Source organism: Bradyrhizobium hipponense, from assembly GCF_008123965.1.
Lineage (GTDB): Bacteria > Pseudomonadota > Alphaproteobacteria > Rhizobiales > Xanthobacteraceae > Bradyrhizobium > Bradyrhizobium hipponense.
Window position 1 is genome coordinate 1 of sequence record NZ_VSTH01000072.1, and the last position, 25620, is coordinate 25620.

Below are 25620 nucleotides of genomic sequence, written 5' to 3' on the forward strand. Positions count from 1 at the left end.
CGCCACCCATAGGATCTGAGAGGCCCGCCAAGGGCGGTGTATCGAAGGATTGGTTCCGGGCGAGACGCGGGCTTTTGTATTTCGACGTTCACAAGAAGCCGTCATGCCCGGGCTTGTCCCGGGCATCCACGTTCTTCATGCCGTTCGGTAAGGCGTGGATGGCCGGGACAAGCCCGGCCATGACGCTTTAGAAACAACCGTGCCCCCAACGAACACTCCATTCGCGATCGCCTGGGGGCGGAGAGAGGGGCCTGCATGGTTCGCGCGGCGATGCGAAGCATCGTCCGGAGACGCGCGGATCGTGTCATCGGGGCGCGCTTTGCGCGGACCCGGTGGCGCTCCTCACCATGAGAGTCTTTGAGCTTCGGCGGAGACGTCGCTAGCCCGCCTTACGAACCCCGCGTCATCTTCTCGAACCGCTTCACCAGCCGCTCCCGCTTCAGGCGCGACACCCGCTTGATCCAGAATCGGCCGTCCGTCGTCCCTTTCGTGATCCGAACTGTCACGGTGGATGGATCACCCAGCGGGGGAGCTCACGCCGGGTGCGGAGCTGGTTCGCAATACTCAATCAGCAATTCGGTGAGGACCCGTATCTTCCGTGCGGGATGCTGACCGGGCGGGCGGATCACATATGCACCCGCCGGCGGTGGGGGATAACGTGTCATGACCGGCACAAGCGCCCCGGAGGCCACATACTCGTGGGTGAGGCAATCGGGCAGGTAAGCGATCCCGAGTCCTGCTGCCGCGGCGGCGACTAGAGCAGGGCCGTTGTCGGCCTTGAAGCGCCCCTGCGGACGAACCGTGATGATCTTGTCGCCATACATGAGTTGCCAGCTTTCGGTGCCCTGCATGAGAGCCTCATGAGCGACGAGTTCCTCCGGCGTCTCGGGCGACCCATTCGCCTTGATGTAGTCCGGGCTCGCGACGAACTTCCCATGGATTGGTCCGACGCGTCTTGCGATCAAGTTGGAGTCCTGAAGATAGCCAACCCGTATCGCACAATCATAACCCTCTGTGATGAGATCGACGAAGCGATCACTGTAACACGTGTGGATTTGGAGCTGGGGGTGGCGGCGCGCCATTTCCGCGAGGATGGGAGCGAAGTGAGTCTGGCCGAAAGAAAGCGGCACGGCCACGCGCAACCGGCCGCGAAGGTCACCGGCGGGTAGGATCGTTTCCCTGGCCACGTCGATCTCGGCGCACACCCTAGCTGCATAATCTCGGAACGTGGCTCCTGCTTCCGTGAGAGCGGCGCCCCGGGTGGTCCGTGCAAGCAGCTGAACGCCGAGTTCCGCCTCAAGCCGGAAGAGCCGCCGACTGACGATTGACTTGGAGACGCCGAGCCGGAGCGCAGCAGGCGAAACTCCCCCAGCATCAGCCACTTCTACGAAGGTCTGCAACTCTTCGATGTCCATCTAGCGTTCCCCTTTCTGCGACACAGCTTGCCACGGAAGGCTGCTACCGCATGTCGAATAGGAACGGCAATACTGGTTCCAGGCAACGTCGCCCTGGCGCATGTTTCCCGCAAAACCAATGCCGCTCACAACGGCAGCAAAGGATGTAACAATGACCTTTCGTAACGGCCTTGCTTCGCTTCTTCGTCCCGAAGAGTCGGTACTCGTTCTGATCGACCACCAGCCTTACCAGCTCGCCAATCTGAACAGCCACGATCCGCAGGCCGTGGTGAACAACACGACCGCCTTGGCGAAGTCCGCCAAGGCCTTCGGCGTTCCCACCATCCTGACCAGCGTGATCGCGGCGCGAGGCGGACTGATCTTCCCGCACATCACTGACGTGTTCCCCGGCCAGGAGGTGATCGACCGGACCTTCATCAACACCTGGGAGGATCGGAAGGTCGTCAATGCGGTCAAGGCGACGGGCCGCAAGCAGCTGATCATCGCCGGCCTGTGGACCGAGATCTGTGTCGCGATGCCGACGATCCAGGCGCTGGGCGAGGGCTGGGATGTGACGGTGGTCACGGATGCTTCTGGCGGCACTTCGGTTGAGGCCCACGAGGTCGCGATCCAGCGCATGATCCGCGCGGGCGCGAACATGATGACTTGGTTGGCGGTGGCCTCGGAGTGGCAACGTGACTGGGCCAGGACGGAGCACGCCGGAGAGCTGACAGAAGTTCTCAAGCAGCATGCCGGCGGTAGCGGCATCGCGTTCCTGTGGGAGCAGCAGCTGCTCAACACGCCTGTACCCCGTAAAGCAGCATGATCTGAGCGGGGGTGGAGAGGTTTCGAGCAACGCGATGCGAAAAAGCGGATTGCTTCTGGAACCTCGTCACCCCCTTTTGATGAGAAGGCTGTCCATGCCTGGATGGACGCGGTCGGCACGATCAACGACACGAGCTGCGCTGCTTTCGTCACGCGGAGGTCTGCGGCCAAGCCCGGCTCAGTAGTGCGTAGGGTGGATTTGCCCGCGGCTGCGCGAAAGCGCAGGCCGTCGGCGTGATCCATTATCTCTCATCAGGTAGCGCTAGTGGAGGTCGCGTCATCTTCTCGAACTTCTTCACGAGCCGCTCCCGCTTCAGGCGCGACAGCCGTTGGATCCAGAACATGCCGTCCAGCTGATCGATCTCGTGCTGGTGGCAGACGGCGCGCAGGGCCTCCGATTCCTCGGTTTGCATGTTGCCGTCGACGTCCTGATAGCTGATCCGCACGCGGGCGTGGCGCTGGACCTCGTCGTTGAGGCCGGGCATCGAGACGCTGCCTTCGCGGTGCATGAGCATTTCGGGCGAGGCCCATTCGAGGACCGGATTGACGTAGGTGCGCGGGCCGTCCTTGGCGTCGAGCTCAAGCACCACGACGCGCAAGGGGATGCCAATATGCGGCGCGGTGATGCCGATGCCGGGCGCGTCACGCATGGTCTCGAGCAGATCTGCAGCAAGATCCCTCAGCGCATCGTCGAATGCGGTGACGGGCCGTGCCGGGATCGCCAGACGGCGGTCGGGATAGCGGATGATGGGGCGGATGGTCATCGGGGTCGCCGTCGCTCACTGATCCGGGTACGGCGTGCCGTCCTTGTGCAGGAAGCGGCCGTCGGAAGCCGGGCTCATCATGTCGATGTCGGAGCAAGTGATGAGGTCGTTCGGCGAGCGCGAGCCGACTTCGAGGTAGATCGCCGTTGCGCTCGATCGGTTGATCATGTGATGGCCGTTGCCGCTTCCCTTCGGGAAGGCCGCGCAGTCGCCGGCGCGCAGCACCGTTTCGCCGTGGTCCTCGACGAGCGTGAGCTCGCCTTGGAGAATGTAGATGAACTCGTCCTCGTGCGAGTGCCAGTGCCGCTGGCTCGACCAGTTACCTGGCGGCAGCTGCATCAGGTTGATGCCGAAATCCGACAAGCCGCCGGCATCGCCGAGCCGTTGCCGGGTCCGATCGCCACAAGGTAAGTCGAATGGCGCGGGATAGCCTGAGCCTTTGCGGAGCGGTACTGCGGCGACGTCGATTTTTGGCATTGGTGCCTTCTCCGAATTCGCAGCGTAGTGGTGGACACCTCGCGATGGAGGCGCATCGAGCTCAGTCATAGACTTTGCCGCAATCGGGAGGGCCAGTCTCGCGGAGAATAGGGCGGATCGTCATACAGGCTCTCGTATTCACGGATGGTTGAAGCATCCGTCGTTGACCTTCTGCCACTTGGGTCGACAGCCGAGTGGGTTGTGGAGCGGCCGACGGTGATCGGCAGTCATCGTCTATATCCTCTGCCGAATTACACGGATGTCGTTTTTCGTGATTGCTTTGCGCAGTCGGCTCCCTCGATCGGGGCGCCGGGAACGATCCGACGGCTTGATCGCCTCGGACTCATTCGCATGGTCGAGATCTTTTCAACTCCTCATCGCACGTCGTTTGTATCGGTCCCGCGAAGATTGGACACCGGCAGCATTTGTGTTTCCTATCGCGATGCATCGGCTCGGCTCGGTAGCCCGTTGACCTGAAGCCCGGATAGGATAGCCTCCCTTCGCATGCCGCGAAGGGTTTAGGCTGCGCCGTTGTCCTGCCGTGCAGCAACTTGGCATCAGCGATCCGGCTGACTGTTACCGGGTGGCGCCGCGGCGCAAGCCGGTCCGGTAAGGAGACGGCGGGAGCCAAGCGACGGCTACGAGTTCGGCCGGATGATGCCAATCTGCTGGTGTTTTGCCCGACATGTCAAATCGCTGCGTAGCCTTTCGGGCCGCTGCTAAGTCATTGCGCCGACAGCGGCCGGCTACTGTGCATGGGGTTGTTTTCGCGCTTTTTGCATGAGGATGCCAAAAAAATCTTGTGTCCTCGTCGATGCCGATGTCTGCCTCCGCGGTTCCCGTTCGTCTTCCACCCAGACAGATCTGAGGGAGACTCAAAATGACCCCTTCCAACTATCGCTGGGTGATCGTCGCCGCTGGCGGCCTGCTCGGCTGTGTCGCGATCGGCGGCATGTTTTCGCTGCCGGTGTTCCTGCAGCCGATCGCAAAGGAAACCGGATGGTCGGTGACCGGCATTTCCAGCGCGATGACCATCGGCTTTCTGGCGATGGCCTTCACCAGCATGGCCTGGGGCACGCTGACGGACAGGTTCGGGCCGCTGCCGGTGGTGCTGACGGGATCGACGGTGCTGTCCCTAAGCCTGTTCGCCGCGAGCCATGCGACCTCGCTGATCGCGTTTCAATTCGTCTTCGGCCTGCTGGTCGGCGCCTCCTGCGCCGCGATCTTCGCGCCGATGATGGCGACCGTCACCGGCTGGTTCGACACCCATCGCAGCCTTGCGGTGTCGCTGGTGTCGGCCGGCATGGGCATGGCGCCGATGACGATGGCGCCGTTCGCGGCCTGGCTCGTCTCGGGTCATGACTGGCGCACCTCGATGCAGATCGTGGCGCTGGTGGTCGGCGCCATCATGATCCCGGTCTCGCTGCTGGTGCGACGCCCGCCGGCGCTCGCGCAGGCGCCGGCCGCGCCAATGGGCGCGGGCGCGCGGCAGGCCGAGATGTCGATGGGCGAGGCGCTGCGCTCGCCGCAATTCCTCATCCTGCTCGCCACCAACTTCTTCTGCTGCGCCACCCATTCCGGTCCGATCATCCACACCGTGAGTTATGCGGTGAGCTGCGGCATTCCGCTGATCGCGGCGGTGACGATCTACAGCATCGAGGGGTTTGCCGGCATGGGCGGCCGCATCGCCTTCGGTCTGATGGGCGATCGCTTCGGCGCCAAGCGGGTGCTGGTCTCCGGCCTGCTGCTGCAAGCCTTCGGCGCGCTCGCCTACGTCTTCGCCAATCAGCTCGCCACGTTCTACGCGGTCGGGGCGATCTTCGGCTTCATCTATGCCGGCACCATGCCGCTCTACGCGGTGCTGGCGCGCGAAAACTTTCCGCTTCGGATGATGGGTACGGTGATCGGCGGCACTGCGATGGCCGGCAGCCTCGGCATGGCGACCGGCCCGCTCGCCGGCGGCCTGATCTACGACGCGTTCTCGAGCTACGCCTGGCTTTATATCGGCTCGTGGGCGATGGGCCTCGGCGCGTTCCTGATGGCGATGACGTTCCGCCCATTCGCCAAGCCGCGAGAGGAGGCCGCGCCAGTCACGGCGTGAGCGGTTTCGCCGAGGCGCCGCGCTAGAGCTGCGCCTCGATCGCGGCCTTGTCGATCATGGACCACACCTGCCGGATCTTTCCGTCGCGGAACTCGTAGAAGACGTTCTCGTGGAAGGACACGCGCCTGCCGTTGACGCCGAGCCCCAGGAATTGACCAGCCGGCGTGCAGTCGAACGCCAGCCGGGTGGCGACGATGGGCGGATCGCAGATCAGCAGCTCGATGTTGAAATGCAGGTCCGGAATATCACGAAAATCCTGCTCCAGCATCGCGCGATAGCCGGATAGTCCGAACGGTCGCGCGTTGTGGGCGACGTCCTCATGAACGAACTGTCCGAGCCTCGCCCAGTCCTGCCGGTTCAGGCAGGCGATGTAGTTGCGATAGAAATCGGCGAGATCTGATCGGGACACGGCGATGCTCCTGCGGCTCCGACCATAACGCGGCAGCAGGAAAATCGACGCCCCCGCTCACAGCCGTTTTTCGAAGAACAGGTCCGGGTAGGGGTCGTCGTTGAAGCGCGGGATCTCGCTCCAGCCGCTTCGGCGGTAGAGCTGGCCGGCTTCCGCCAGCGCGCTGTTGGTGTCAAGCCGCAGCAGCGCGATGCCGAGCTCGCGTGCCGCGTTCTCGGCGGCGTCCATCAGTCGCCGGCCAAGCCGCAATCCGCGCGCGGCGGGTGCGACCCACAGCCGCTTGATCTCGGCGTAGCCGTGATCGGTTCCTTTCAGCCCGACGCAGCCGATCGGCAATGTGTCCGAGATCGCGACGACGAACGTTCCGCGCGGCCGGCGCATGTCCTTGGCATCGGGGTCGCGCGACAGCGAGACGTCGAATCCCTGTTTGAAGCGGCGGCCGAGCTCGGCATAGTACTCGCCGAGGCAATAGCGCGCCTCGTCGCTGCGCGGGTCCATCTCGTTCAGTGCGATCCGGTCGAGCGTCAGTGCGGAGGCGACCAAGTCCATCGCCGCCAGCAGCGCCTCGCGTTGCGCATGGCGGTCGAGAAAGCCATCGGCCTGCGTATTCGACAGCGCTTCGTAGGCCGCGAACTCGCGCCGGCCCGCGCGCGTCAGACGAACGACGCGCCGGCGCGCGTCGTTCTCATGCACCGTGGTCTCGACCAGACCCTCGTCCTCGAGGCTGCGCAACAGCCGGCTCGTCAGCCCGGAATCGAGGCCGAGATAGTCGCGAATTTCCGCCACGTCCGAGCGCCCATGCCCGATCGCGTTGAGCACGCGCGCCGCGCCAAGCGGGCGGCCGCGCCCGAGGAACGAAGTATCGAGCGCGCCCACGGCAGAGGTGACGGCACGGTTGAAGCGGCGGACGCGGGCAACAGGATCCAACATGATGCCTGACTTTAGTCAGGTATGTGTCTCTGTCAATCGGGCTCCTAAGCTACCGGTGGATTTCGATCCGAAACCGGTTATGCCACGTGTGCGCCGAGGCTACTATCTGGCGTAACTCCCACTATTGGAAGAACGGAAGCCCGAAATGACATCTTCAACAGCACGCGTCGCTGCACGCAAACCGGCCAAGCTGTCGCGTATGTCGGCGCCGACAGATCTGTCGCCGATCGAGTGGCAACGTGGGTTGCGCCGCCAATTCGGCCGTGAGCAATCATTCCTGCTGGAGAATCTGGGCGTCGAACCGTTCTTCTCGGAGTTCAGGGTCACCAATCCGGCATCAAAGTCGAGTTATCGCGTGGTGGTGCGCGGCATCGGGCCCGGCGGCAATTTCTGCTCGTGCCCGGACTATGCGACCAACGAGCTCGGCACCTGCAAGCACCTCGAATTTACACTTGCCCAATTGGAAAAGAAGCGCGGCGCCAAAGCGGCGTTCGCGCGAGGCTACCAGCCGCCGTTTTCCGAACTCTATCTGCGCAACCAGGGACGACGCAGCATCCATTTCCGCGCCGGAACCGATTGCCCGGCGAATGTGAGGGAGGCAGCCGTCCGCCTGTTCGATCTGGAGCGCGACGGCATCCTGGCCGAAGATCGTCTGGGTGATCTCGACGGTTTCGTCGGCTTGGTGTCGAAGAGCGGACATGAGCTGCGCGCCTACGACGATGCGCTCGATTTCGTGGCGGGACGACGGGATGCCGACAGCCGGGCCGAGAAACTCGCTCGGCTGTTCCCGCGCGGCGCGGCAGATCCCAAGCTGCATCGACTGCTGACAACGGCGCTCTATCCCTATCAGGCTGAGGGGGCACTGTTTGCGGTTCGCGCCGGCCGCGCGCTGATCGGCGACGACATGGGGTTGGGCAAGACGATCCAGGCCATTGCCGCGACGGAAATCCTGGCCCGTCATTTCGGCGTATCGAGGGTTTTGGTGATTTGTCCGACCTCGCTCAAGTACCAGTGGCAAAGCGAGATGGCACGGTTCTCCGGGCGAAAGGACAAGCGTGGGGCCCGCGTCATCGGCGGTGGCCGCGCGCAACGACAGAACGACTATTTGCTGGACGATTTCTGCAAGATCACAAACTACGAGAAGCTCCAGCCCGATCTCGACCTGATCGGCGCCTGGTCGCCGGAACTGGTCATCGTCGATGAGGCTCAACGGGTCAAGAACTGGAATACGATTGCGGCGCGGGCGCTGAAGCGCATCGACAGCCCATATGCGATCGTGCTCACGGGAACACCGCTGGAGAACAAGCTCGAAGAATTGATCTCAATCGTCCAGTTCGTCGATCAGCATCGCTTGGGGCCGACCTGGAAACTCCTGAACGAACATCAAGTCAAGGATGAGACCGGCCGTGTCACCGGCTATCGAGATTTGGGCAGGATCGGCGAGACTCTCGCTCCGATCATGATCCGTCGGCGCAAGTCCGAGGTGTTGCGGCAACTGCCGGAGCGAACCGACCAGAACGTGCTGATTCCGATGACCGGCCCGCAGATGGACTTGCATAGTGAGAACGCCGACAACGTGGCCAGGATCGTGCAACGCTGGCGCAAGACGAAATTTCTCTCCGACAAGGATCAGCGCCGGCTGGCCTGCGCGCTCCAGAACATGCGGATGTCTTGCAACAGCACCTATCTGCTGGATCAGGAGAGCGATCACGGCCTCAAATCGGACGAACTCGCCGCGCTGCTCGATCAGCTGCTTGCCGCGCCGGACGCCAAGGCGGTGGTGTTTTCACAGTGGACGCGGACCCACGATATCGTGATCCGTCGCCTCGATGCGCGCGGCATCGGCTATGTCAGTTTCCACGGCGGCATACCGTCCGAGAAGCGGCCGGAGCTGGTCCAGCGCTTCCGGGACGATCCGACTTGCCGTGTGTTCCTGTCGACAGATGCCGGCAGCACGGGTCTCAATCTCCAGCACGCCTCGACGCTGGTGAATATGGACCTGCCATGGAATCCCGCCGTTCTCGAGCAGCGCATCGCACGCATCCATCGCCTCGGCCAGACACGTCCGGTCCAGATCGTCAATTTCGTCGCAAAGGGGACCATCGAGGAAGGCATGCTGTCGGTCCTGGCCTTCAAGCGCTCGCTGGCGGAAGGCATTCTCGACGGCGGCAGCAACGAGGTCTCGCTGGGCGGGTCGCGGCTGACCCGCTTCATGAAAGATGTCGAGAGTGTCACCGGGGGCATGGGAAGCGGCGAGGTGGTCACGACCGCGGAGGAGGCGGGGCCGGTCGATGGCAGCGGCGGCCTCAAGGCCCCGGGCGCTCCCGCAAGCGAGACTTTGGTGTCGCAAGCCGCTGCAGAAGACGCGTCGGCAGCTCGCGATGCAGCCTCCGATCCATGGCAGACGCTGGTCCAGATGGGCGCGGAATTCTTCGGTGCCATCGTGGATTCCAGCTCACCAAATCATCCCTGGATCGAACGCGACCCGACCAACGGCTCGCAAAGCCTCAGGGTTCCGCTCCCGTCACCAGAGATCGCAGACCGGCTGGCGGACGTACTTTCCGCCTTGGCTACGACTTTGCGACGCGGGACAGCTTGACGCCGGCACGCTGACGCCTGCGCTCAGTCGAGCCCCAGCAGCTTGCGGGTGTTCCGCGGGAGCCTTGCCACGATCAACGCATGCGCCTGCGCCAGATAGGCGGTGAGCTCCGCATCGGGCAGGGCGCTGTTGCCGATGAGCTGCACCCATTTGGCCCGCGCCAGATAAGGCGCCGGCCGCGCGACGCCGTGCTCGATCAGCATCGCATAGGCCATGTTCGAGGTCTTGAACATGTAGCCGCCCGAGCGCGCGGCAAAGCCGCCGCCGAGCGCGAACATCTTGCCGCCGACCTTGAACACGGACGTGCCCTCCCACTGCACCACTTTGGTGACGGCGGGCAGGCGCAGGCAACGCGTTTCGAAGGCCTTGGGTGTCATCGCCGGAGCGATAGCACGTTGGGTGCGGCTTGCAACGCGCTAGCTGCCGAGCGCAGCGAAGGCGGCAATGGTGCGGTCGACCGCGTCCTCGAATCGAGTTCCTGTCGCGTCATTTTTCATGCTGGATAGCGCGCAATCGCGGCTTTGTCCCGTCCGCTGAGGGGAGTACGTCTGGAGTAGACAGGGGTTGTCTGGAACAGTGGTCTGTCCATGCTGGAATCGGTTCGCGCGCTTGCCAACGTCCTGAAACGCAAGGATCTCTATGGCCGTTTCAGCCGTTCGGCGTTCGAGAAGGGCCACGCTTATTAAGCCCAGGGACGTGTTTCGGGAATAGAGATCAGCGACGATCTGACCCACATCGAGGCGGACGTCGAGGGCAGCGAGATCGACGACTACTTCGTCGAGATCCAATTGAAGTTCAAGGACGCGCAGCTCGTCGATATCAAAGGCAAATGCAGCTGCCCGATGGCGCGCAACTGCAAAGCACGTGGTGGCGACGCTGCTCGAAGCGATCAGCGAAACCCCATCCGAGGCGCCTCCGCCGCGGCCCACCGTGCCGGGACGGCCGCCTGGTGTTCTGCCCTACGAAATCAACGAATGGCTCGACAAGCTCGGCAAGGCGGTTCGGAGCGACGACTACCCCGCCGACGTGAATCAGCGCCTGCTCTATCGTCTGCATCCCTCCGACGAGCGCATCGCGATGCCCGTTCTGGCGATCAGCCTGCTCTCGGTGCGGACACTGAAGAACGGCAACTACTCGGACAGCTACACGCAGCCCAACGTCGCCGATTTCTCCGCTGACCGGGCGCCGAAATACTATCGCGATTCCGATATCGATATCGTATCGCAACTGAGGGCGCACGGAGGCGGATATTCTTTCCGAGCGCCACCGCAGTCCGCTGACCTGTTGACCAAGATTCTCGCCACCGGCCGCGCCTTTTTGGCTCGACTACAAGCGCGCGCCGTTGCGCTGGGGTGAAAAGCGTGAGGGCCGCATCGAATGGCGCCAGATCGGGCTGCGAACGGTGGCGCCGCATCTGATCGTGCCGGGCGTCATCGCACTCAACGCCGAGCCTCCAGTCTATGTCGATGAGGCTGCCGGGACGATCGGGCGGTTGCGCTGGACATGCCGCCGCGGCTCGCGGCTCAGTTGCTCTCCGCGCCGGCAATTCCGCGAGCCGAACTCGACGAGGTTTCGCGCCAGCTCGGTCGAAGGCTGCCCGTGCAGCATCATGATCTTCTGCCGTCCAGGCCGGCGCAGCCAACGAAGGTCACGCGCCGCCGGTTCCCATTCTGCGCTTGATGCCAGGCAAGGAAAGTGCAAGTGCGTTCTACTACCGCAGGCGCGAGCAGAACAGCGATCCCATCGGCGTCGCGCAACTCCATTTCCGCTGCGGCCCGATCGAGATCGAACCGACCAAGCGGGGAGTTCGTCTGGAAGCGTTTCATGCCGGACAGGTTTATGAGATCACGCGCCGCCAGCCGGCGGAACGGCAGGCCCGCAAGCGGCTGACCGATCTCGGTTTCGTCGCAGCAAAGTCCAGCTTTCCCTATCTGGACTATCGCCACGATGCGGATCTGGCATTGGCCGAGCCTGACGATTGGTTTGAGTTCCTCAGCTTGCATGTTGCGGGATTGCAGGCCGAAGGCTTTGAGATCATTGTCGAGGACGCATTTCCGTTTCGGCTGGCGCAGACGTCTGGCGATTTTGACGCGGAATTTGAATCGAGCGGTATCGATTGGTTTGAATTGGCGCTCGGTATCGACATCGACGGCAAGCGCCAAGATCTGGCGCCCCTGATTGCTGCGTTGGTGGCGAGGCCCGATTTCACTCCGGATGCCGTCCGGGAGCGGGCCGATGCTGGCAAGTCCTTCCTGCTCCCGCTCCCGGACGGTCGGCATTTGGCGCTGGCGACTAATCGCTTCCTTCCGCTGGTTTTAGCGCTCCACAGTTTGAAACTGAGCGGCTTTGGCGGGTCGGGAAAAATCAAGCTGTCGCGCGCCGAATTGGTGCCGCTGCTTGGATTGGAAAACGAGCATTTCGTATTCCGCGGAGCCGACAATATTCGCCGTCTTGCCGGGCTGCTTCAGGCGCGCGGGCTCGCCCCGCCGCCTTTGCCGGAGAGGCGGTCTGTTCGATCGCGAGGGCCAAATCGCCGCGACACTCACCGAGGATGACGTCAAGGCTCTGTTCGAGGCCTAGCGGCGTGACGCCGCGCCAGCACGTCTATGCAGGGCCGAGGGCCTGACTCGCCTTTATCCGCGCGCTCAAATACGGCTTCGATCGATGACGTTGCCGCTCAATGGCGGAACCGAGCTGTCGCTGAGGGTCGCGTGAAGCTCGGCAATCTAGAAATGGTGCACGCCGAGCGCCGAAAAGGCGCCGTCATGGACGTCGTGGCCGTCGCTCGTCGGCTGGCGAGGAGGCCAAGATGCAGCGTCAGCGGCGCATGATCTGCGCCGTCTCCGGCCGGGTGCAGGAGACCGCCGGCCATGCCCGTGACATTGTCCGTGAGAGGATGACGGAGCTTGGTGGTGCTCCTCGCATCTGGCTCTCAGCGACGTCTCACGCTACGCTCCCCCAACCACAAACCTTCGGGAGGCAAGCACAATGCCCAAGCTCGACCATCTCCGTCCCAGCGGCCTGCATCACAATCCGGCCTATTCCCACGTCGTCACTGCCACGGGCGCGCGCACCATCTACATCTCCGGGCAGGTGTCAGTGGACGAGGAGGGGCGGATCGTCGGCGAAGGCGATCTCGCCGCGCAGACGACGCAGGTGATGCAGAATCTCGGCCACGCGCTGAAAGCGGCCGGCGCCAGCTACGCCAACATCGTCAAGATCACGACCTTCGTCGTTGGCTACAAGCCTGAGCTGCGCCCGATCATCGGCAAGGCCCGCTCAGTCTTCTTCGAAGGCATGGAGCCGCCCGCCTCTACTCTCGTCGGCGTCTCCGCGCTCGCCGCGCCGGAATGGTTGATCGAGATCGAGGCGGTGGCCGTGGCGGATTGAGGCCTTGCGAACGCCGTGCGCGCAATGGATCGCGCACGATCCGTAAACCCTCACTCCTGCGCCTTCTCCGGCCCTTCATACGCAATCCCGCGGATCACCACGCCGCCGCCGAACTTCTTGCGCAAGCTATCTACCGCCCGCTCGGCGTGGGCGGCGCGGCGGTCGAGCATGTCGGTGTCGTCGGCGGGCGAGCCTTCGCGCAGCGCGCTAACGCCAGCGCCCATCAGGCGGAAGGCGGTGCCGTCGATCTCTTTCGCCAGCATCTCGCGGCAGATCGAAAAGATCTTTGCGGCAAGCTGCGTCGGCCCGGCGATCGACTGCGATCGCGTGCGCTGGCGGAAGTCGGCGGTCTTCAGCTTCAGCGTGACGGTCGAGCCGGCGAGCTCGCTGCTCTTCAGCCGCGACGACGTCTTCTCGCACAGACGCCACAAGATCCGCTCCAGCGTCGCGAAATCGCGGATGTCGGTCTCGAAGGTGGTTTCGCTCGAGATCGTCTTGGCGCCGCGATCGGGCTCGACGCATCGGTCGTCGATGCCGCGTGCGAGCCGCCACAGCCTGCGGCCGTCGCTCGGAAACTGCCGCATCAGCTCGATCTCGTCGGCCTTCTGGAGGTCGGCGATGATGCGGAAGCCGCGCTGCACCAGGCGCTCCTGCGTCGCGGGGCCTACGCCAAAAATAAAGCCGACCGGCTTCTCCGCCAGCATCGCGCGTGCTTCCTCCTGGTCGAGCGCGGCAAAGCCGCGCGGCTTGTCCAGATCGGAGGCGATCTTGGCCAGGAACTTGTTGCAGGACAGGCCGACCGAGACATTGATGCCGATGTCGCGCTCGATGTTGCGGGCAAAGCGCGCCAGCACTTTTGCCGGGATCATGCCGTGGACCCGTTCGGTTCCGGAGAGATCGAGAAAAGCCTCGTCGATCGAGAGCGGCTCGACCAGCGGCGTCAACGCCTGCATGGCCTGGCGTACCTGGCGGCCGACGCGGACGTATTTCGCCATGTCGGGCGGGATCACGACCGCGTGCGGACAGGCTTCCAGCGCCTTGTACATCGGCATCGCCGAGCGCACGCCATAGGTGCGCGCGATGTAGCAGGCCGCCGACACCACACCGCGCTTGCCCCCGCCGATGATGACGGGCTTGTCGGCGATCTCGGGGTTGTCGCGCTTCTCGACCGTCGCATAGAAGGCGTCGCAATCGATATGGGCGAGGGTCAGCGTCGACAGCGCCCGATGGTGGACGAGCCGGGGGGAACCGCAGGCCGAACAGCGCCGCGCGGCCAAGCCCTGCACGGCGACGCCCTGATCGGCCAGACAATCCCGGCAGAAGCAGCGTGGACCGGCCGACTCGGGTGCGCTCACGGCACGTCACGCTCCCAGGTGCGGTCGCCGAGCGCGTCGCCCAGCACCTGCCGCGCTGCGGCAACGTTGGTCGGATGCAGTTCGGACGTGCTCGCAAAGGCCTTCACGGTGGCGTCATCACGCAGCACGAAATCGAGCACGCTGAGGAGGAAATTGGGGTCCGAGGCGGCATTCCGCAGCGTCTCCGGGCCGACACCTGTCTCGGCCAGAAACAGGCCCAGCCGCTCGGGATCGCCCGCGACGAAGGACAGAGCCTGAATCGCAACGATTTCAGCGACTTCGCGGGGGTTGTGAACAGGCTTTTTCAAGGGCGCGGTTTGCCTTTCCGTTAACTTTCAGTGTCTACTTTGGAATCATCATGCCCGAGTCTCGTGCCTAAGTCTCGCGACCCCAGACAAGCAACTGGAAACCACATCGCAGAAAGTCGGCACTCGGGTTTAACGAAACTAGAGCGAATCTGAGGCTAGTTTGAATCCAGTTTTCGAAGCGCCGGCGAGTGGTGCCTGAGGCGTCATATGTATCGCTCTGCTGGCCAATCGGGAGGACGGAATGGCTAAGACCGTCCTGATCGTGGAAGACAACGAGCTCAACATGAAGCTGTTCCGCGACCTGTTGGAGGCGCACGGCTACCAGACTTCGGGCACCAGCAACGGCTACGAGGCGCTCGACCTCGTTCGCAAGATGCGCCCCGACCTCGTGCTGATGGATATTCAACTGCCGCAGGTCTCGGGGCTCGAGGTGACGCGCTGGATCAAGGACGATCCGGAGCTGCGCGCCATTCCCGTCGTCGCGGTCACGGCGTTCGCGATGAAGGGCGACGAAGAGCGCATCCGCGAAGGCGGCTGCGAGGCCTATTTGTCCAAGCCGATCTCGGTCGGCAAGTTCATCGAGACGGTCCGGCGTTTCATCGGATAGGAAGTGAGTTCAAAGTGTCCGCGCGTATCCTCGTCGTCGATGATGTTCCTGCCAACGTCAAGCTGTTAGAGGCCCGTCTGTCCGCCGAATATTTCGATGTGATGACCGCCTCGAACGGCACCGAGGCGCTGGCCATCTGCAGCCGCGCCGAATGCGATATCATTCTGCTCGACGTCATGATGCCGGACATCGACGGTTTCGAGGTCTGCCGCCGCCTCAAGACCGATCCGGCGACCCACCACATTCCCGTCGTGATGGTGACGGCGCTCGACAGCCCCGCCGATCGCAACCGCGGGCTCGAGGCAGGCGCCGACGATTTCCTGACCAAACCCGTCTCCGACGTCGTGCTGATCGCGCGGGTGCGCTCGCTGACGCGGCTGAAGATGATGACGGACGAGCTGCGCATGCGTGCCATCACCTCGCTCGAGATCGGCATGCAGGCGCCGGAGCGCACCGCGGTGGCCGACACCGGCAAGGGCGGCCGCATCCTTCTGGTCGACGACCGCCAATCCTCCTATGAGCGGCTGGCGACGCTGCTCGCCGCCGAGCACACGGTCGATGTCGAGCCCAATCCCACGGAGGCGCTGTTCCACGCCGCCGAGGGCAATTACGACCTCCTGATCGTCTCGCTCGATCTCAACAATTTCGATGGCCTCAGGCTATGCAGCCAGGCGCGCTCGCTCGAGCGCACGCGGCACGTGCCGATCCTGGCGATCGCGGAAGCTGAGAACTCCACGCGGCTGCTTCGCGGCCTTGAGATCGGCGTCAACGATTATCTGCTGCGCCCCATCGACAAGACCGAGCTGCTCGCGCGCGTGCGCACCCAGATCCGCCGCCGTCGTTACACCGATCATTTGCGCGACAACGTGCAGAACTCGATCGAGGCGGCGATCACCGACGCGCTGACCGGCCTGCACAACCGCCGTTACATGGAAAGCCATCTGGCGACGCTGGCCGAGCAGGCCTCGACGCGCGGCAAGCCGCTCGCGCTGATGATTCTGGACATCGACTTCTTCAAGTCGATCAATGACAACTATGGCCACGACGCCGGCGACGACGTGCTGCGCGAATTCGCCGTGCGGGTGCGCAAATCGATCCGCGGCATTGATCTGGCCTGCCGCTACGGCGGCGAGGAATTCGTCATCGTGATGCCCGAGACCGATCTCCACGTCGCCGGCATGGTCGCCGAGCGCCTGCGCCGCTCGATCGCGGTCGAGCCGTTTGCCGTCCACAAGGGCACCAAGCGCATCGAGGTCACGATCTCGATCGGCCTGACCACGCTCGAGCAGAAGGGCGAGGCGGTGGCCGACGTGCTCAAGCGCGCCGACACCGCGCTCTACCGCGCCAAGCACGACGGCCGCAATCGCGTGGTGTCGCAGGCGGCGTGAGGCAGGCCGGGCACAAAAGCGCGAAAACAACCCCATGCACAGTAGCCGAGGCTAGTTAGCCGGATCAATGGCTTACGGTAGGCATACGCAGGCGGCAACGCCGTTTGACTCGTCGGGCAAAACAGGGGCATTTTCTTATGGTCGGGCAGTGGGACGACTGCTGTCGCTACATCCTCAACTGTCGTCCCGGCGAAGGCCGGGACCCATAACCCCAGGACGGGGTTGTGGTGCGAGCAGGTAACCACGAATCTTCGCCAAACTGCTTTTCGTGGGTATGGGTCCGGCCCCCGTGCGCAATTGCCCACTAGGCCGGGACGACAACTAATGCGGCGCGCGCTTGCCTCGCTTCACCGCCGGCTTCGCCACCGCATCCACCCCCGCACTCCGCAGCAGCACCTTCGCCGCTTCCTTCGCCGCACGCGCCATCGCGGGATCGTCGCGGACGAGGTCCTGGGCGATGGAGCCGTCGACCAGCAGCACGAGCTGCGTTGCCAGCGCCTCCGCTTCCGCGACGCCGAGCTCGTTCAGGCGGTCGCGAAACCAGATGCGGCGGCTCTCCTTGAACGCGATCGCTATCTTCTTCACGGAGCGGTCTGCAGGCCCGAGCTCTGCGACTGCATTCACGAATGGGCAGCCGCGAAAATCCTTGGCGGCAAACCGACGCTCCAGCGAATCGAAGGTGGCGAGGATCTGCTCGGCCGGCGGCTTGTCGGAGGTGCGCGGAGCTACGAAGCGGCGCTCCAGATAGGCCGCGATCAGCGCGTCCTTGGATGGGAAGTGGTTGTAGAGCGTGCGCTTGGAGATGCCGATCCCGGCCGCGATGGTATCGACGCCGATAGCGCGAATGCCTTGAAGGTAGAACAGCTTGTCGGCGGTCTCGAGGATCCGCTCCTTCATCGTCTGTGGGGAGGGCAGGGGAGCCATGCGACGGGATAAATCCTTTTGGCGTGCTGTTGGCTTGACAACGCCTGCTAACCATAGCCTAAGTACACAGGTCTGTGTAACCAAAATCAACGGGAATCGCAGACGGCGGAAGGCGTGCCGCGCCGCCGTCATCCGCTCGCTCGCATTGGCCTGGTACTTCATGCTGCCGGCGAGCCCGTTCTCGACCTTGCTGTTCGGCGCGATCATGGGTTTTCTGTGGATGGGCGTCGGCCCGCTGGTGGCGGGCGCCGTCGCCGAGATGTTCGGGCTGCGCTGGCAGGCGATGATCCAGGGCCTCGCCTTCATGAGCCACCAGGTCGGCAGCTTCCTCGGCGCCTACGGCGGCGGGTTGATCTACGACTCGCTCGGCTCCTACACCATGGCGTGGCGGATCGGCGTGGCGCTGGGTTTGGCGGGCGGCATCGTGCAGGTCGCGTTCGCGCTGATCCGGCCGTCGCAGCCGCCGGTGTTGCGGATGGCGTAGGGGGCGCGTGTCCTCGTGAGCGTCCGCTTAGAATTTTACAGCGGCGTCGCGCTGCTTGGTCGTGATCGGCCGCTTTTGACCCATGTGAGACATGGCATGCGTCGGCAGGACCCTCGACCGTGGCCACCGATAACCGCCCGATTGGATCGAAGCGCTATCTGCACCGAGGGGTTCTGCAAGCGAGGCCGACAAACGTCTGCTCGTTGGGCAACGACGTGACCCAGTCTAGGGATGCGCGCCTATCGCCCCCGTCATTTTTCGGCGCAGGTCGTACCACCCGCGATAGGGGCCCGCTGGTGTTGGGACTTCACGTGCGCAAGTAGCCTTCAACCTCGCCCTCAGCCGAGGCGAGCTCTCCTCCAGCGGCTCGCCCTGCATCTCATCTGGGTCATGAGGCCCTGGGAATAGATCTGCACTGCGATCTTGGGTGCCGGCTGCGGGTAGAGCGTACCATTCGGCGTCGTTCGTCGGCCGAGGTCTTGAGCGTCGTCAGGTTGTCGAAGGCCGGAAGGTCGTGGCCTCCGCTCTCGGCCGCCATCTTTTCGATTGCCTTCGGCTGCGACAGGTGCGCCAGCAGGCTCTTTGCCGCCGGCTTGCTCTTGGCGAAGGACCAGATCCCCAGAAGGAATGAAGGGTAGCGAAGCCGCCCTTCGGACCCGCCGCCGACCTGGCGCGATTGCCCCAAAGGAGACTCGTCAATTGGCAGCGAACCCGCAAAGAGAGCCGAAGTGAGACCCATAGCCGCCGCCTCAAGCTAGCACTTGATTTCCTGCTGCGACGGGCGACAATGACGTCGCGCCAGCTTCCGGTACCGAATTTCATATAAGACGGGGAAAACCCGCTTGGCCACGGCAATACCGTCGCTGCGCGGGAGGGACCGTTATGACGGTAGGGTTCATGCGCTGGCAGCAGCGCCGACGCGATCCAGGCCGCCCGTGGTATCGCCGTTACGACTGGGAGCGATGTAGTCGCGCCGTTGCTCTGCAAAGAATTCGCCCTGTTTCGCGGCGAACTCGCCACCACGCCGCTGCAAGTGGAACACCAACAAATGATCATCGAGCCAACGTATTGCGCACGTTGTCGCGTGCGCATGCGTTGAACCACGGAGGCGCGATAGACTGAAAAGGGACTCCAAGCCGGCGTAAGACTGGCCAAGGGGCATCAGCTCAGACACACCGAGGGAGGAATGCATGACGACAGTAACCCGACGTCACGTCCTCAAGAGCGGTACCGCGCTCGCGGGCGGCATGGCCGGCATCCTGGCCACCGGCCGCGCGCCCGCTTTTGCACAGGGCACGACGGTACACTGGCTGCGCTGGACCGACTTCGTTCCGGCGTCAGATCAGCTTCTGCGCAACGAAATCGCCAAGGAGGGCGAGAAGGCGCTCGGCATAAAGCTCAATATCGAGACCATCAACGCCAACGACATCCAGGCCCGCGTCACCTCGGCGATCCAGTCGGGGTCAGGCCCCGACATCGTCTGCGTCCTCAACAATTGGGGGCAGCTTTACGGCGAGAGTGTCATAGACGTCAGCGACATCGCTGAGGAACTCGGCAAGGGCCAGGGCGGCTTCTACGAAACATCCCGCGCTGTCGCCAATGACGGCAAGAAATGGATTGCAGTGCCGTGGTGCATCGTCGGCCTGCAGATCGCATACCGAAAGTCCTGGTTTGCCGAGATCGGCTACACGGATGGAAAATTTCCCCAGACGTGGGAAGAGTATCGTGAGGCCGGCAAGAAGCTGAAGGCAAAGGGACGGCCCATCGGCCAAACGCTGGGGCACACCTTCGGCGATGCGCCCGCCTTCACTTACCCCTACCTGTGGTCCTGGGGCGGCAAGGAGGTCGAAGCAGACGGCAAGACGGTTGTGCTAAACAGCCCAGCAACGGTCGAGTCGGTGAAGTTCATGGTGGCCTTCTGGAAGGACGCCCACGATGAAGGCGGGCTCGCCTGGGACGATTCCAACAACAACCGCGCTTTTCTGTCCGGGACGTGCAGCGCCACGCTCAATGGCGCCTCGATCTACATCGAGTCTCTGCGCAAGCCGGATACCTACAAGACGGAGGCAGGCGGGCAACTGAAGGACGACATCCTGCACGCCGCGCTGCCCAAGGGTCCCGGCGGGCAGTTCAGCTATCACGTCCCGTTCTCGAACCTCCTGATGGGTTATTCGAAGAACCAGGATGCGGCGAAGAAATTCCTTGGCTGGATTCACTCCAGGGACGTCTACGACAAGTGGTTCGTCTCCCAGAAGGGCTTCTCGGTGGGTCCGACCACGGATTGGGAAAAGCACAAGCTGTGGGGCGACGACCCGATCATGCTGCCTTACAAGCAAGCGGCGCGCACAGGGCGCTTCGCTGGCTACCAAGGGCCCTCTACGCGCAAGGCAGCCGAGGTTGTAACCAAGTACATCATCATTGATATGTACGCAAAGGCCGTCCAAGGCATGCCCGCCGAGGATGCCGTGAAGTGGGCAGAGGCTGAGCTCACGAAGGTCTACGTCTGAGGTTAAGCCGTCCCTCTCCCCATCTTTGGTGGGGAGCAAGGGAATCTTCCGACCGACGAGGATCGAACATGGCGATAAGCGCGGTTTCCGCCACCACGCTCCGCGAGGCCCCCCCTCCGCGGCGACAGCGGTTGCTAGAGGACGAGCGCTGGCTGGCGTTCGTGCTGCTTGTGCCGACCATCGTGCTGCTCGGCATGTTCATTGCCTATCCCTTCATTCGAGGGATATTGCTGTCGGTCACCAACTCGCGCGTCGGTATGCCCGGCGACTTCGTCGGCCTCGCTAACTTCTACAAGATCTTCAATGACGGGATCTTTCGCACCTCCGTTTACAATACCTTCGTCTATACGGGCGTGACCACCGTCTTCAAGCTGGCGCTCGGGCTGTGGCTGGCCATGCTGCTCAACCGTAATTTCCACGGCAAGGCTTTTACCCGTGCTTTCATCCTGCTGCCTTTCATTATCCCGACCGTGCTCTCGACTTTCGCCTGGAAGTGGATGTTCGACCCGACGTTCAGCGTCCTCAATTGGCTCCTCTACCATTTCGGCTTGATCACCGGTCGGATCAACTGGCTGGGCGATCCCGACCTCGCCATGATCTCGATTATCATCGTCAACATCTGGCGCGGGGTGCCGTTCTTCGCCATCAGCCTGCTCGCCGGCCTGCAGACCATCAGTCCCGAACTCAACGAGGCCGCCGCCATCGACGGCGCCAAGCCGTGGCAGCGATTCTGGCACATCACCTGGCCGCTGCTGCTGCCCGTGACCATGGTCGTGGTGCTGTTCTCGGTGATTCAGACGTTCGCCGACTTCCAGATCGTCTATGTGATGACGGGCGGCGGACCAGCCAACGCAACGCACCTGTTCGCCACCTACGCCTATCAGATCGCCATCGGCACCGGCCTGTTGAGCGAGGGCGCCGCCATCGCGCTCGCAATGTTTCCAGTCTTGTTTCTGGTCGTCATCATCCAACTTCTCTACATCCGCCGCGTGGAGGTCCGCTGAGCCATGATCGAAGGTGCAATCTGGCGAAAGTGGGTGTTCTTTTACGTCCCCATGGCGCTGTTCCTGCTTTTCCTGCTGTTCCCGTTTTACTGGATGGTGATCACTTCGGTGCGGCCGGACGGCGAGCTTTACCGGCCCTGGAATTCGATCAACTACAATCCGTTCTGGACCTGGAAACCGACCTGGGACCATGTCAGGTACCTGTTCGAGGAGACGCTGTTCGCATCGTGGCTGTGGAACACGACGTTCATCGCGCTCGCGTCAACCGCTATCTCGCTCGTGTGCGGCGTGTTCGCCGGCTATGCTCTGTCGCGGCTGAACTTTCCATTTGCCGGCAGCTTGGGTACCGGCATCTTCATCACCTATCTGGTGCCCCAGACGCTGCTGTTCATTCCGCTGGCCGAGATGATCCGCAACTATCGGCTGGGTGATACGCCCTGGGCACTGATTCTGACCTATCCGACCTTTCTTATTCCGTTCTGCACCTGGCTCATGATGGGCTACTTCAAGGCTGTACCGAGGGAGCTCGAGGAATGCGCGCGCATTGACGGCGCCTCGCGCTGGCAGGCTATGCTCTACATCGTCATCCCGGTGGCGATCCCGGGCATCCTCTCGGCCGGCATCTTCGCTTTTACGCTGTCGTGGAACGAGTTCATCTATGCGCTAGTCTTCCTGTCCTCGCCTGAGCAGAAGACTGTGCCGGTCGGCGTCACATCGGAGCTGATCCGCGGCGATGTATTCTACTGGGGACCGCTGATGGCCGGGGCCCTGCTTGGATCGATACCGGTTGCTATCGCCTATTCGTTTTTCGTCGAGCACTACGTCGCGGGATTGACCGGATCGGTGAAGGGCTGACAGCGCCCCGGATCATGGGATTGAAAAGCGCGCATGCAGAGCGACCAGGTGGTTGGGAGGCAGGTGAGCGAATGGGACAGGTCGTCCTCAAGGGGATCAACAAGTTCTACGAGAGCGTACACGCTGTCAAAGACGTCAATCTGCAGATCCGCGACAAGGAGTTCGTGGTGTTCGTCGGACCGTCCGGCTGCGGCAAGACCACGACGCTCAGGATGATCGCCGGGCTGGAAGCGATCAGCTCCGGCGATATCTCAATCGACGGCAACGTGATCAACACACTTGCGCCTATGGACCGCGACATAGCCATGGTGTTCCAGAACTACGCGCTCTACCCGCATATGAGCGTATACGACAACATGGCATTCGGCCTGAAGATGCGCAAATTCGAAAGGCCTGAGATTGAGAAGCGCGTGCGCGAGGCGGCCGACATCCTCGGCATCGGCGAATTGCTAAAGCGCAAGCCGCGGCAGCTCTCCGGCGGCCAGCGCCAGCGGGTGGCTTTGGGCCGTGCCATCGTGCGCCACCCCCGCGTGTTCCTGTTCGATGAGCCGCTGTCGAACCTCGATGCCAAGCTGCGGGTGCAGATGCGTGTTGAGCTCAAGAAGCTGCATCTGCGTCTCGGCACCACCGCCATCTACGTTACCCACGATCAAGTCGAGGCTATGACGCTGGGTGACCGGGTCGTCGTCATGAAGGACGGCGTGGTGCAGCAGGTGGGGGAGCCGCTCGAGCTGTATAATCAGCCCGCCAACAAGTTCGTCGCCGGCTTCATCGGCTCCCCGGCCATGAATTTCGCCGCCGTTACGGTGACCGAGGCGGGCGGATCGCTGATCGCCGAGAACTCCGGCTTGCGCATCAAGCTACCGGACGAGATCGCGCAGCGCCTGCGCGGCCATATCGGGCGCGAGGTCATACTCGGTGTGCGGCCGGAGGACCTCACCGTGGCGGGTAGCGCTGATCTCGACCACCCGTGCTTCGATGCTGTGATTGAGGTGGTCGAGCAACTCGGCTCGGAAATCCTGCTCGATATGAAGGTCGGCGAGAGTATCATGGTGGCGAGCGTCGAGCCGACCGCGAGGGTGAGGGTGGCCGACAAGCTGCGCGTTGCCATGCGGCCTTCCAGGCTTCATGTTTTCGACGCGCAGACCGAGGCGGCCATCTAGCGCCCGCAGTTGGCCAATTCCACTGGCAAGGGATTTGCTCAGAACCGGTGACCTCACTGTCACCAGCTTCGATGAGGCCCGGAGAGCGAAGGCACTTGGCCTAACCATGCCCGAGCCCTTTTTGCTGCGTGCTGACGAGGCGATTGATAATGCCATTTGCTGCGGTATCGGAGTCCGTTATTGGCCCGAAGGCGAAGATCGCGATAGCGTCTCGCACGTCGGTTGTCGAGGTGAAGACCGGACGTTGCAGAAGCGTGGCCAATTCGATGCGAATGACCCCATTTCGGACATGGCGCGATGTCCGGCTTAGGTCCGTAGTGCGCAGCAAAACCGACATTGCTATGGTCGGTCGGAACAGCCAACGGGTGACCCCGCCGTTCGTCGGCAAGCCCGATAGCGCCAAGGTTCTAGCAAGCTTACCGCCCCACAGGCGCGCTTGGGCACCTGGCCTCCGACTGCGCTGCCCGCGTGTGGCAGTCTTGGTCCCACGACCGATCTTACTGGCTACTGCACCGACCCATCTCGCGGCGGCGGTCCCGAAGCTTGCGATACTTCAATCTCGCTGTCGTCGTGAATGTGCTCGGCGACCTGGCCGAAGTCGTGCATGTCGAACCATTGCCCGCACGCCGGGCATTTCATGTGGTGGTCGGCCTCTGTCCTAGCGATGCGGTTGACGTCCCGACCCGGTTTCGTCCTCGGCAACGCCTATGACCTCGTACTCAAAGACGACGCCTTCGGGATCGTTCACCACGAACCACTCATCGGCAAGATCCGAGTTTGCAAACACCTTGAGATGGTCACGGTCGCCGACCTGCTTCTTTGTATCAACATAAATCCAGACCGTTTTCATCGATCTCGCGCCAGCTTGCGGCGTCCCCAGTAGGGTTCCTTGCGAGATGGTTAAACTCCCGAACGTGGCCCCGGTTCAATGCTTTCATGACGCCGAGCCGGGCAAGCATCGTTGGCCCATCATGTTCCGCAACCAGCAAGCAGCGCTTGCATCACGGCTTGCCATTCTTCTGCATCGTGCTCTGCGTGCGGCAGCTTGGTAATGTATTCTGCCGCGTCGCGCAGTATGACCAGCGGCTTCCGGGCCGGCACTATGCTCCGCAGCTCGTGCCATTTAACGGCGCGCTGCGCCACGGCTCGTGATAAAGTCCTCAAATGAGGGCAGCCGCGCCACGCTCTTCAGAAGGCTCGCATCGTCGTCGATCACGACCACAACTGTCCGCTGCGCCATCATATCCGTGCCCAGCCCCTACGCGTATATGGCCCCCACGGGGTCGACCAACCCTTGATCTGCATCAACGGAGGTCCGCCGGCGCTGATGTCATCGCTGGGCCTTGCGACGCGCAGGCGCAGTGCCTGGCCGCAACTCCATGCTGGACACGCCCGCTGTAATGTTCACGCCCGTCTGACCCTGCACGGACACCGGCTGCAAAGCGACCGTGCGGTCCGAGCCGCCGATCAGGAGGTTGGCACCCACTCCGGCGCCGACCGTACCACCTGCGGTCGCCCCCGCATAGGTTCCCGCCAATGCCGCCCGGCGCAGTGTGGTCGGTGCAAAAACGGCCCAAGTCAGCTGGCCGCCGGACGTGGCGCCGATGTCGAGCCCAAGCGTGCTGACGGTGCCTTCATAAGCCTCGCGCGCCCTGCCTCTCGCCGATGCATAGATGCAGCTTAGTTGCCGCTGTCCCGCGACAATCATGCCAACGCCCGGCGATATGTTGCAGGTGAGCGTGCCGACCTGCGTTCGCCCGGCCTGCTGAGCCGTAGCAGGAACAATGGCCAGGGCGAGCACCAGGGCGGCGCATGCGGTTGTTCTGTTCAGCATAGCTTTGTTCATGGGCGGCCTCCATCGACGCATTCTGGTGGTCCTCTCAACGCGGACCGGCATTGCGATGTTCCTGTTCCTCGCACGTGCGAAGCCGAAAGACGGACTGAGCGCAGAACCTGTCGCGGCGAGATAGGTACGAATAAAGGCGCTAGATCAATTATCAGGACCGCCAAGGAGGAGCCCGGGTTCACTCCGCCGTGCCGGTCGATGACTGAGTGAAGTCCGTTTCTGGGCCATTGCTCCAGTTTGCGCGCTACAGCGAAGTGTCCGGAGCGGGGAGTAGACCGGAGTGCGCCGGG

The 25620-nt window shown here is 63.1% G+C and carries 25 protein-coding genes and 2 pseudogenes; 13 read left to right on the forward strand and 14 right to left on the reverse strand.

Annotation, left to right across the window (positions count from 1 at the left end):
* Nucleotides 1-389: 389 nt before the first annotated feature.
* Together FXV83_RS44160 and FXV83_RS21470 are read right to left on the reverse strand one after the other, a co-directional pair.
* Nucleotides 390-476, reverse strand: a pseudogene (locus FXV83_RS44160) (peptide deformylase); the annotation flags it as partial.
* A gap of 57 nt (nucleotides 477-533) precedes the next feature.
* Nucleotides 534-1415 (reverse strand): LysR family transcriptional regulator, encoded by an 882-nt coding sequence (locus tag FXV83_RS21470; protein WP_148741386.1) that lies wholly within the window; start codon nucleotides 1413-1415, stop codon nucleotides 534-536.
* 151 nt (nucleotides 1416-1566) lie between these two features.
* On the opposite strand from FXV83_RS21470, the gene FXV83_RS21475 reads away from it, so the two are divergent.
* On the forward strand, nucleotides 1567-2220 hold the full coding sequence (locus tag FXV83_RS21475) for a hydrolase (protein ID WP_148741387.1): 654 nt from the start codon (nucleotides 1567-1569) through the stop codon (nucleotides 2218-2220).
* A 241-nt stretch (nucleotides 2221-2461) separates the two neighbouring features.
* Here the strand turns inward: FXV83_RS21475 and FXV83_RS21480 are convergent, their stop codons facing one another.
* Nucleotides 2462-2983, reverse strand: coding sequence for a peptide deformylase (locus tag FXV83_RS21480; RefSeq protein WP_148741388.1), 522 nt, complete (start codon nucleotides 2981-2983; stop codon nucleotides 2462-2464).
* A gap of 15 nt (nucleotides 2984-2998) precedes the next feature.
* On the reverse strand, nucleotides 2999-3460 hold the full coding sequence (locus FXV83_RS21485; protein ID WP_148741389.1) for a cupin domain-containing protein: 462 nt from the start codon (nucleotides 3458-3460) through the stop codon (nucleotides 2999-3001).
* Nucleotides 3461-4340: 880 nt separating this feature from the next.
* Here FXV83_RS21485 and FXV83_RS21495 point away from each other — a divergent pair.
* On the forward strand, nucleotides 4341-5561 hold the full coding sequence (locus FXV83_RS21495) for an MFS transporter (protein ID WP_148741391.1): 1221 nt from the start codon (nucleotides 4341-4343) through the stop codon (nucleotides 5559-5561).
* A gap of 22 nt (nucleotides 5562-5583) precedes the next feature.
* Here the strand turns inward: FXV83_RS21495 and FXV83_RS21500 are convergent, their stop codons facing one another.
* Nucleotides 5584-5970: an ester cyclase gene (locus tag FXV83_RS21500; RefSeq protein WP_148741392.1), complete on the reverse strand. Its 387-nt coding sequence runs from the start codon at nucleotides 5968-5970 to the stop codon at nucleotides 5584-5586.
* Between the two features lie 57 nt (nucleotides 5971-6027).
* Complete coding sequence (locus FXV83_RS21505) at nucleotides 6028-6900, reverse strand: bifunctional helix-turn-helix transcriptional regulator/GNAT family N-acetyltransferase (protein ID WP_148741393.1); 873 nt, start codon at nucleotides 6898-6900, stop codon at nucleotides 6028-6030.
* Between the two features lie 145 nt (nucleotides 6901-7045).
* Here FXV83_RS21505 and FXV83_RS21510 point away from each other — a divergent pair, with 145 nt between their 5' ends.
* Complete coding sequence (locus tag FXV83_RS21510; RefSeq protein ID WP_148741394.1) at nucleotides 7046-9499, forward strand: DEAD/DEAH box helicase; 2454 nt, start codon at nucleotides 7046-7048, stop codon at nucleotides 9497-9499.
* Between the two features lie 23 nt (nucleotides 9500-9522).
* Here FXV83_RS21510 and FXV83_RS21515 read toward each other — a convergent pair whose 3' ends face one another.
* Nucleotides 9523-9876: an MmcQ/YjbR family DNA-binding protein gene (locus tag FXV83_RS21515; protein ID WP_148741395.1), complete on the reverse strand. Its 354-nt coding sequence runs from the start codon at nucleotides 9874-9876 to the stop codon at nucleotides 9523-9525.
* 39 nt (nucleotides 9877-9915) lie between these two features.
* On the reverse strand, nucleotides 9916-10287 hold the full coding sequence (locus FXV83_RS21520) for a hypothetical protein (protein ID WP_148741396.1): 372 nt from the start codon (nucleotides 10285-10287) through the stop codon (nucleotides 9916-9918).
* Nucleotides 10288-10366: 79 nt separating this feature from the next.
* Here FXV83_RS21520 and FXV83_RS21525 point away from each other — a divergent pair, with 79 nt between their 5' ends.
* The 3 genes from FXV83_RS21525 to FXV83_RS21535 all read left to right on the forward strand — a co-directional run bounded on the left by FXV83_RS21525 (nucleotide 10367) and on the right by FXV83_RS21535 (nucleotide 12889).
* On the forward strand, nucleotides 10367-10855 hold the full coding sequence (locus tag FXV83_RS21525) for a hypothetical protein (RefSeq protein ID WP_148741397.1): 489 nt from the start codon (nucleotides 10367-10369) through the stop codon (nucleotides 10853-10855).
* A 323-nt stretch (nucleotides 10856-11178) separates the two neighbouring features.
* Complete coding sequence (locus FXV83_RS21530) at nucleotides 11179-12054, forward strand: hypothetical protein (RefSeq protein ID WP_148741398.1); 876 nt, start codon at nucleotides 11179-11181, stop codon at nucleotides 12052-12054.
* A gap of 433 nt (nucleotides 12055-12487) precedes the next feature.
* Nucleotides 12488-12889 carry a RidA family protein gene (locus FXV83_RS21535; protein WP_045008049.1) on the forward strand — a complete coding sequence of 134 codons (402 nt, stop codon included), beginning with the start codon at nucleotides 12488-12490 and terminating at the stop codon, nucleotides 12887-12889.
* A 50-nt stretch (nucleotides 12890-12939) separates the two neighbouring features.
* Here the strand turns inward: FXV83_RS21535 and FXV83_RS21540 are convergent, their stop codons facing one another.
* Nucleotides 12940-14244, reverse strand: a complete 1305-nt coding sequence (locus FXV83_RS21540; protein WP_148741399.1) for a DNA polymerase IV — start codon at nucleotides 14242-14244, stop codon at nucleotides 12940-12942.
* Nucleotides 14241-14552 (reverse strand): DUF3572 domain-containing protein, encoded by a 312-nt coding sequence (locus FXV83_RS21545; protein WP_148741400.1) that lies wholly within the window; start codon nucleotides 14550-14552, stop codon nucleotides 14241-14243. Before FXV83_RS21545 ends, FXV83_RS21540 begins: the two co-directional genes overlap by 4 nt.
* 241 nt (nucleotides 14553-14793) lie before the next feature.
* On the opposite strand from FXV83_RS21545, the gene FXV83_RS21550 reads away from it, so the two are divergent.
* Both FXV83_RS21550 and FXV83_RS21555 read left to right on the forward strand, forming a co-directional pair.
* Nucleotides 14794-15159, forward strand: a complete 366-nt coding sequence (locus FXV83_RS21550; RefSeq protein WP_008566616.1) for a response regulator — start codon at nucleotides 14794-14796, stop codon at nucleotides 15157-15159.
* 14 nt (nucleotides 15160-15173) lie between these two features.
* Entirely contained in the window at nucleotides 15174-16547 is a 1374-nt protein-coding gene (locus FXV83_RS21555; protein ID WP_148741401.1) for a PleD family two-component system response regulator, read from the forward strand.
* Nucleotides 16548-16868: 321 nt separating this feature from the next.
* Here the strand turns inward: FXV83_RS21555 and FXV83_RS21565 are convergent, their stop codons facing one another.
* Entirely contained in the window at nucleotides 16869-17471 is a 603-nt protein-coding gene (locus FXV83_RS21565) for a TetR/AcrR family transcriptional regulator (RefSeq protein WP_148741403.1), read from the reverse strand.
* Nucleotides 17472-17598: 127 nt separating this feature from the next.
* Between FXV83_RS21565 and FXV83_RS21570 the strand changes: the two are divergent.
* Nucleotides 17599-17955 (forward strand): annotated as a pseudogene (locus tag FXV83_RS21570) (MFS transporter); the annotation flags it as partial.
* Between the two features lie 895 nt (nucleotides 17956-18850).
* Here FXV83_RS21570 and FXV83_RS42885 read toward each other — a convergent pair.
* A complete protein-coding gene (locus tag FXV83_RS42885) occupies nucleotides 18851-19000 on the reverse strand; it encodes a hypothetical protein (RefSeq protein WP_187436057.1) in 150 nt (49 codons plus the stop codon).
* Between the two features lie 145 nt (nucleotides 19001-19145).
* Between FXV83_RS42885 and FXV83_RS21575 the strand changes: the two genes are divergently transcribed.
* The 4 genes from FXV83_RS21575 to FXV83_RS21590 all read left to right on the forward strand — a co-directional run bounded on the left by FXV83_RS21575 (nucleotide 19146) and on the right by FXV83_RS21590 (nucleotide 23484).
* Nucleotides 19146-20462, forward strand: a complete 1317-nt coding sequence (locus FXV83_RS21575) for an ABC transporter substrate-binding protein (RefSeq protein ID WP_148741404.1) — start codon at nucleotides 19146-19148, stop codon at nucleotides 20460-20462.
* A 68-nt stretch (nucleotides 20463-20530) separates the two neighbouring features.
* Nucleotides 20531-21466 (forward strand): carbohydrate ABC transporter permease, encoded by a 936-nt coding sequence (locus FXV83_RS21580; RefSeq protein WP_148741405.1) that lies wholly within the window; start codon nucleotides 20531-20533, stop codon nucleotides 21464-21466.
* A 3-nt stretch (nucleotides 21467-21469) separates the two neighbouring features.
* A complete protein-coding gene (locus FXV83_RS21585; protein WP_148741406.1) occupies nucleotides 21470-22321 on the forward strand; it encodes a carbohydrate ABC transporter permease in 852 nt (283 codons plus the stop codon).
* Between the two features lie 71 nt (nucleotides 22322-22392).
* On the forward strand, nucleotides 22393-23484 hold the full coding sequence (locus FXV83_RS21590; protein WP_148741407.1) for an ABC transporter ATP-binding protein: 1092 nt from the start codon (nucleotides 22393-22395) through the stop codon (nucleotides 23482-23484).
* 658 nt (nucleotides 23485-24142) lie between these two features.
* Here the strand turns inward: FXV83_RS21590 and FXV83_RS21595 are convergent.
* Nucleotides 24143-24334, reverse strand: coding sequence for a hypothetical protein (locus FXV83_RS21595; RefSeq protein ID WP_148741408.1), 192 nt, complete (start codon nucleotides 24332-24334; stop codon nucleotides 24143-24145).
* Nucleotides 24335-24814: 480 nt separating this feature from the next.
* Complete coding sequence (locus FXV83_RS21610; protein WP_235939991.1) at nucleotides 24815-25330, reverse strand: DUF992 domain-containing protein; 516 nt, start codon at nucleotides 25328-25330, stop codon at nucleotides 24815-24817.
* Nucleotides 25331-25620 lie beyond the last annotated feature (290 nt).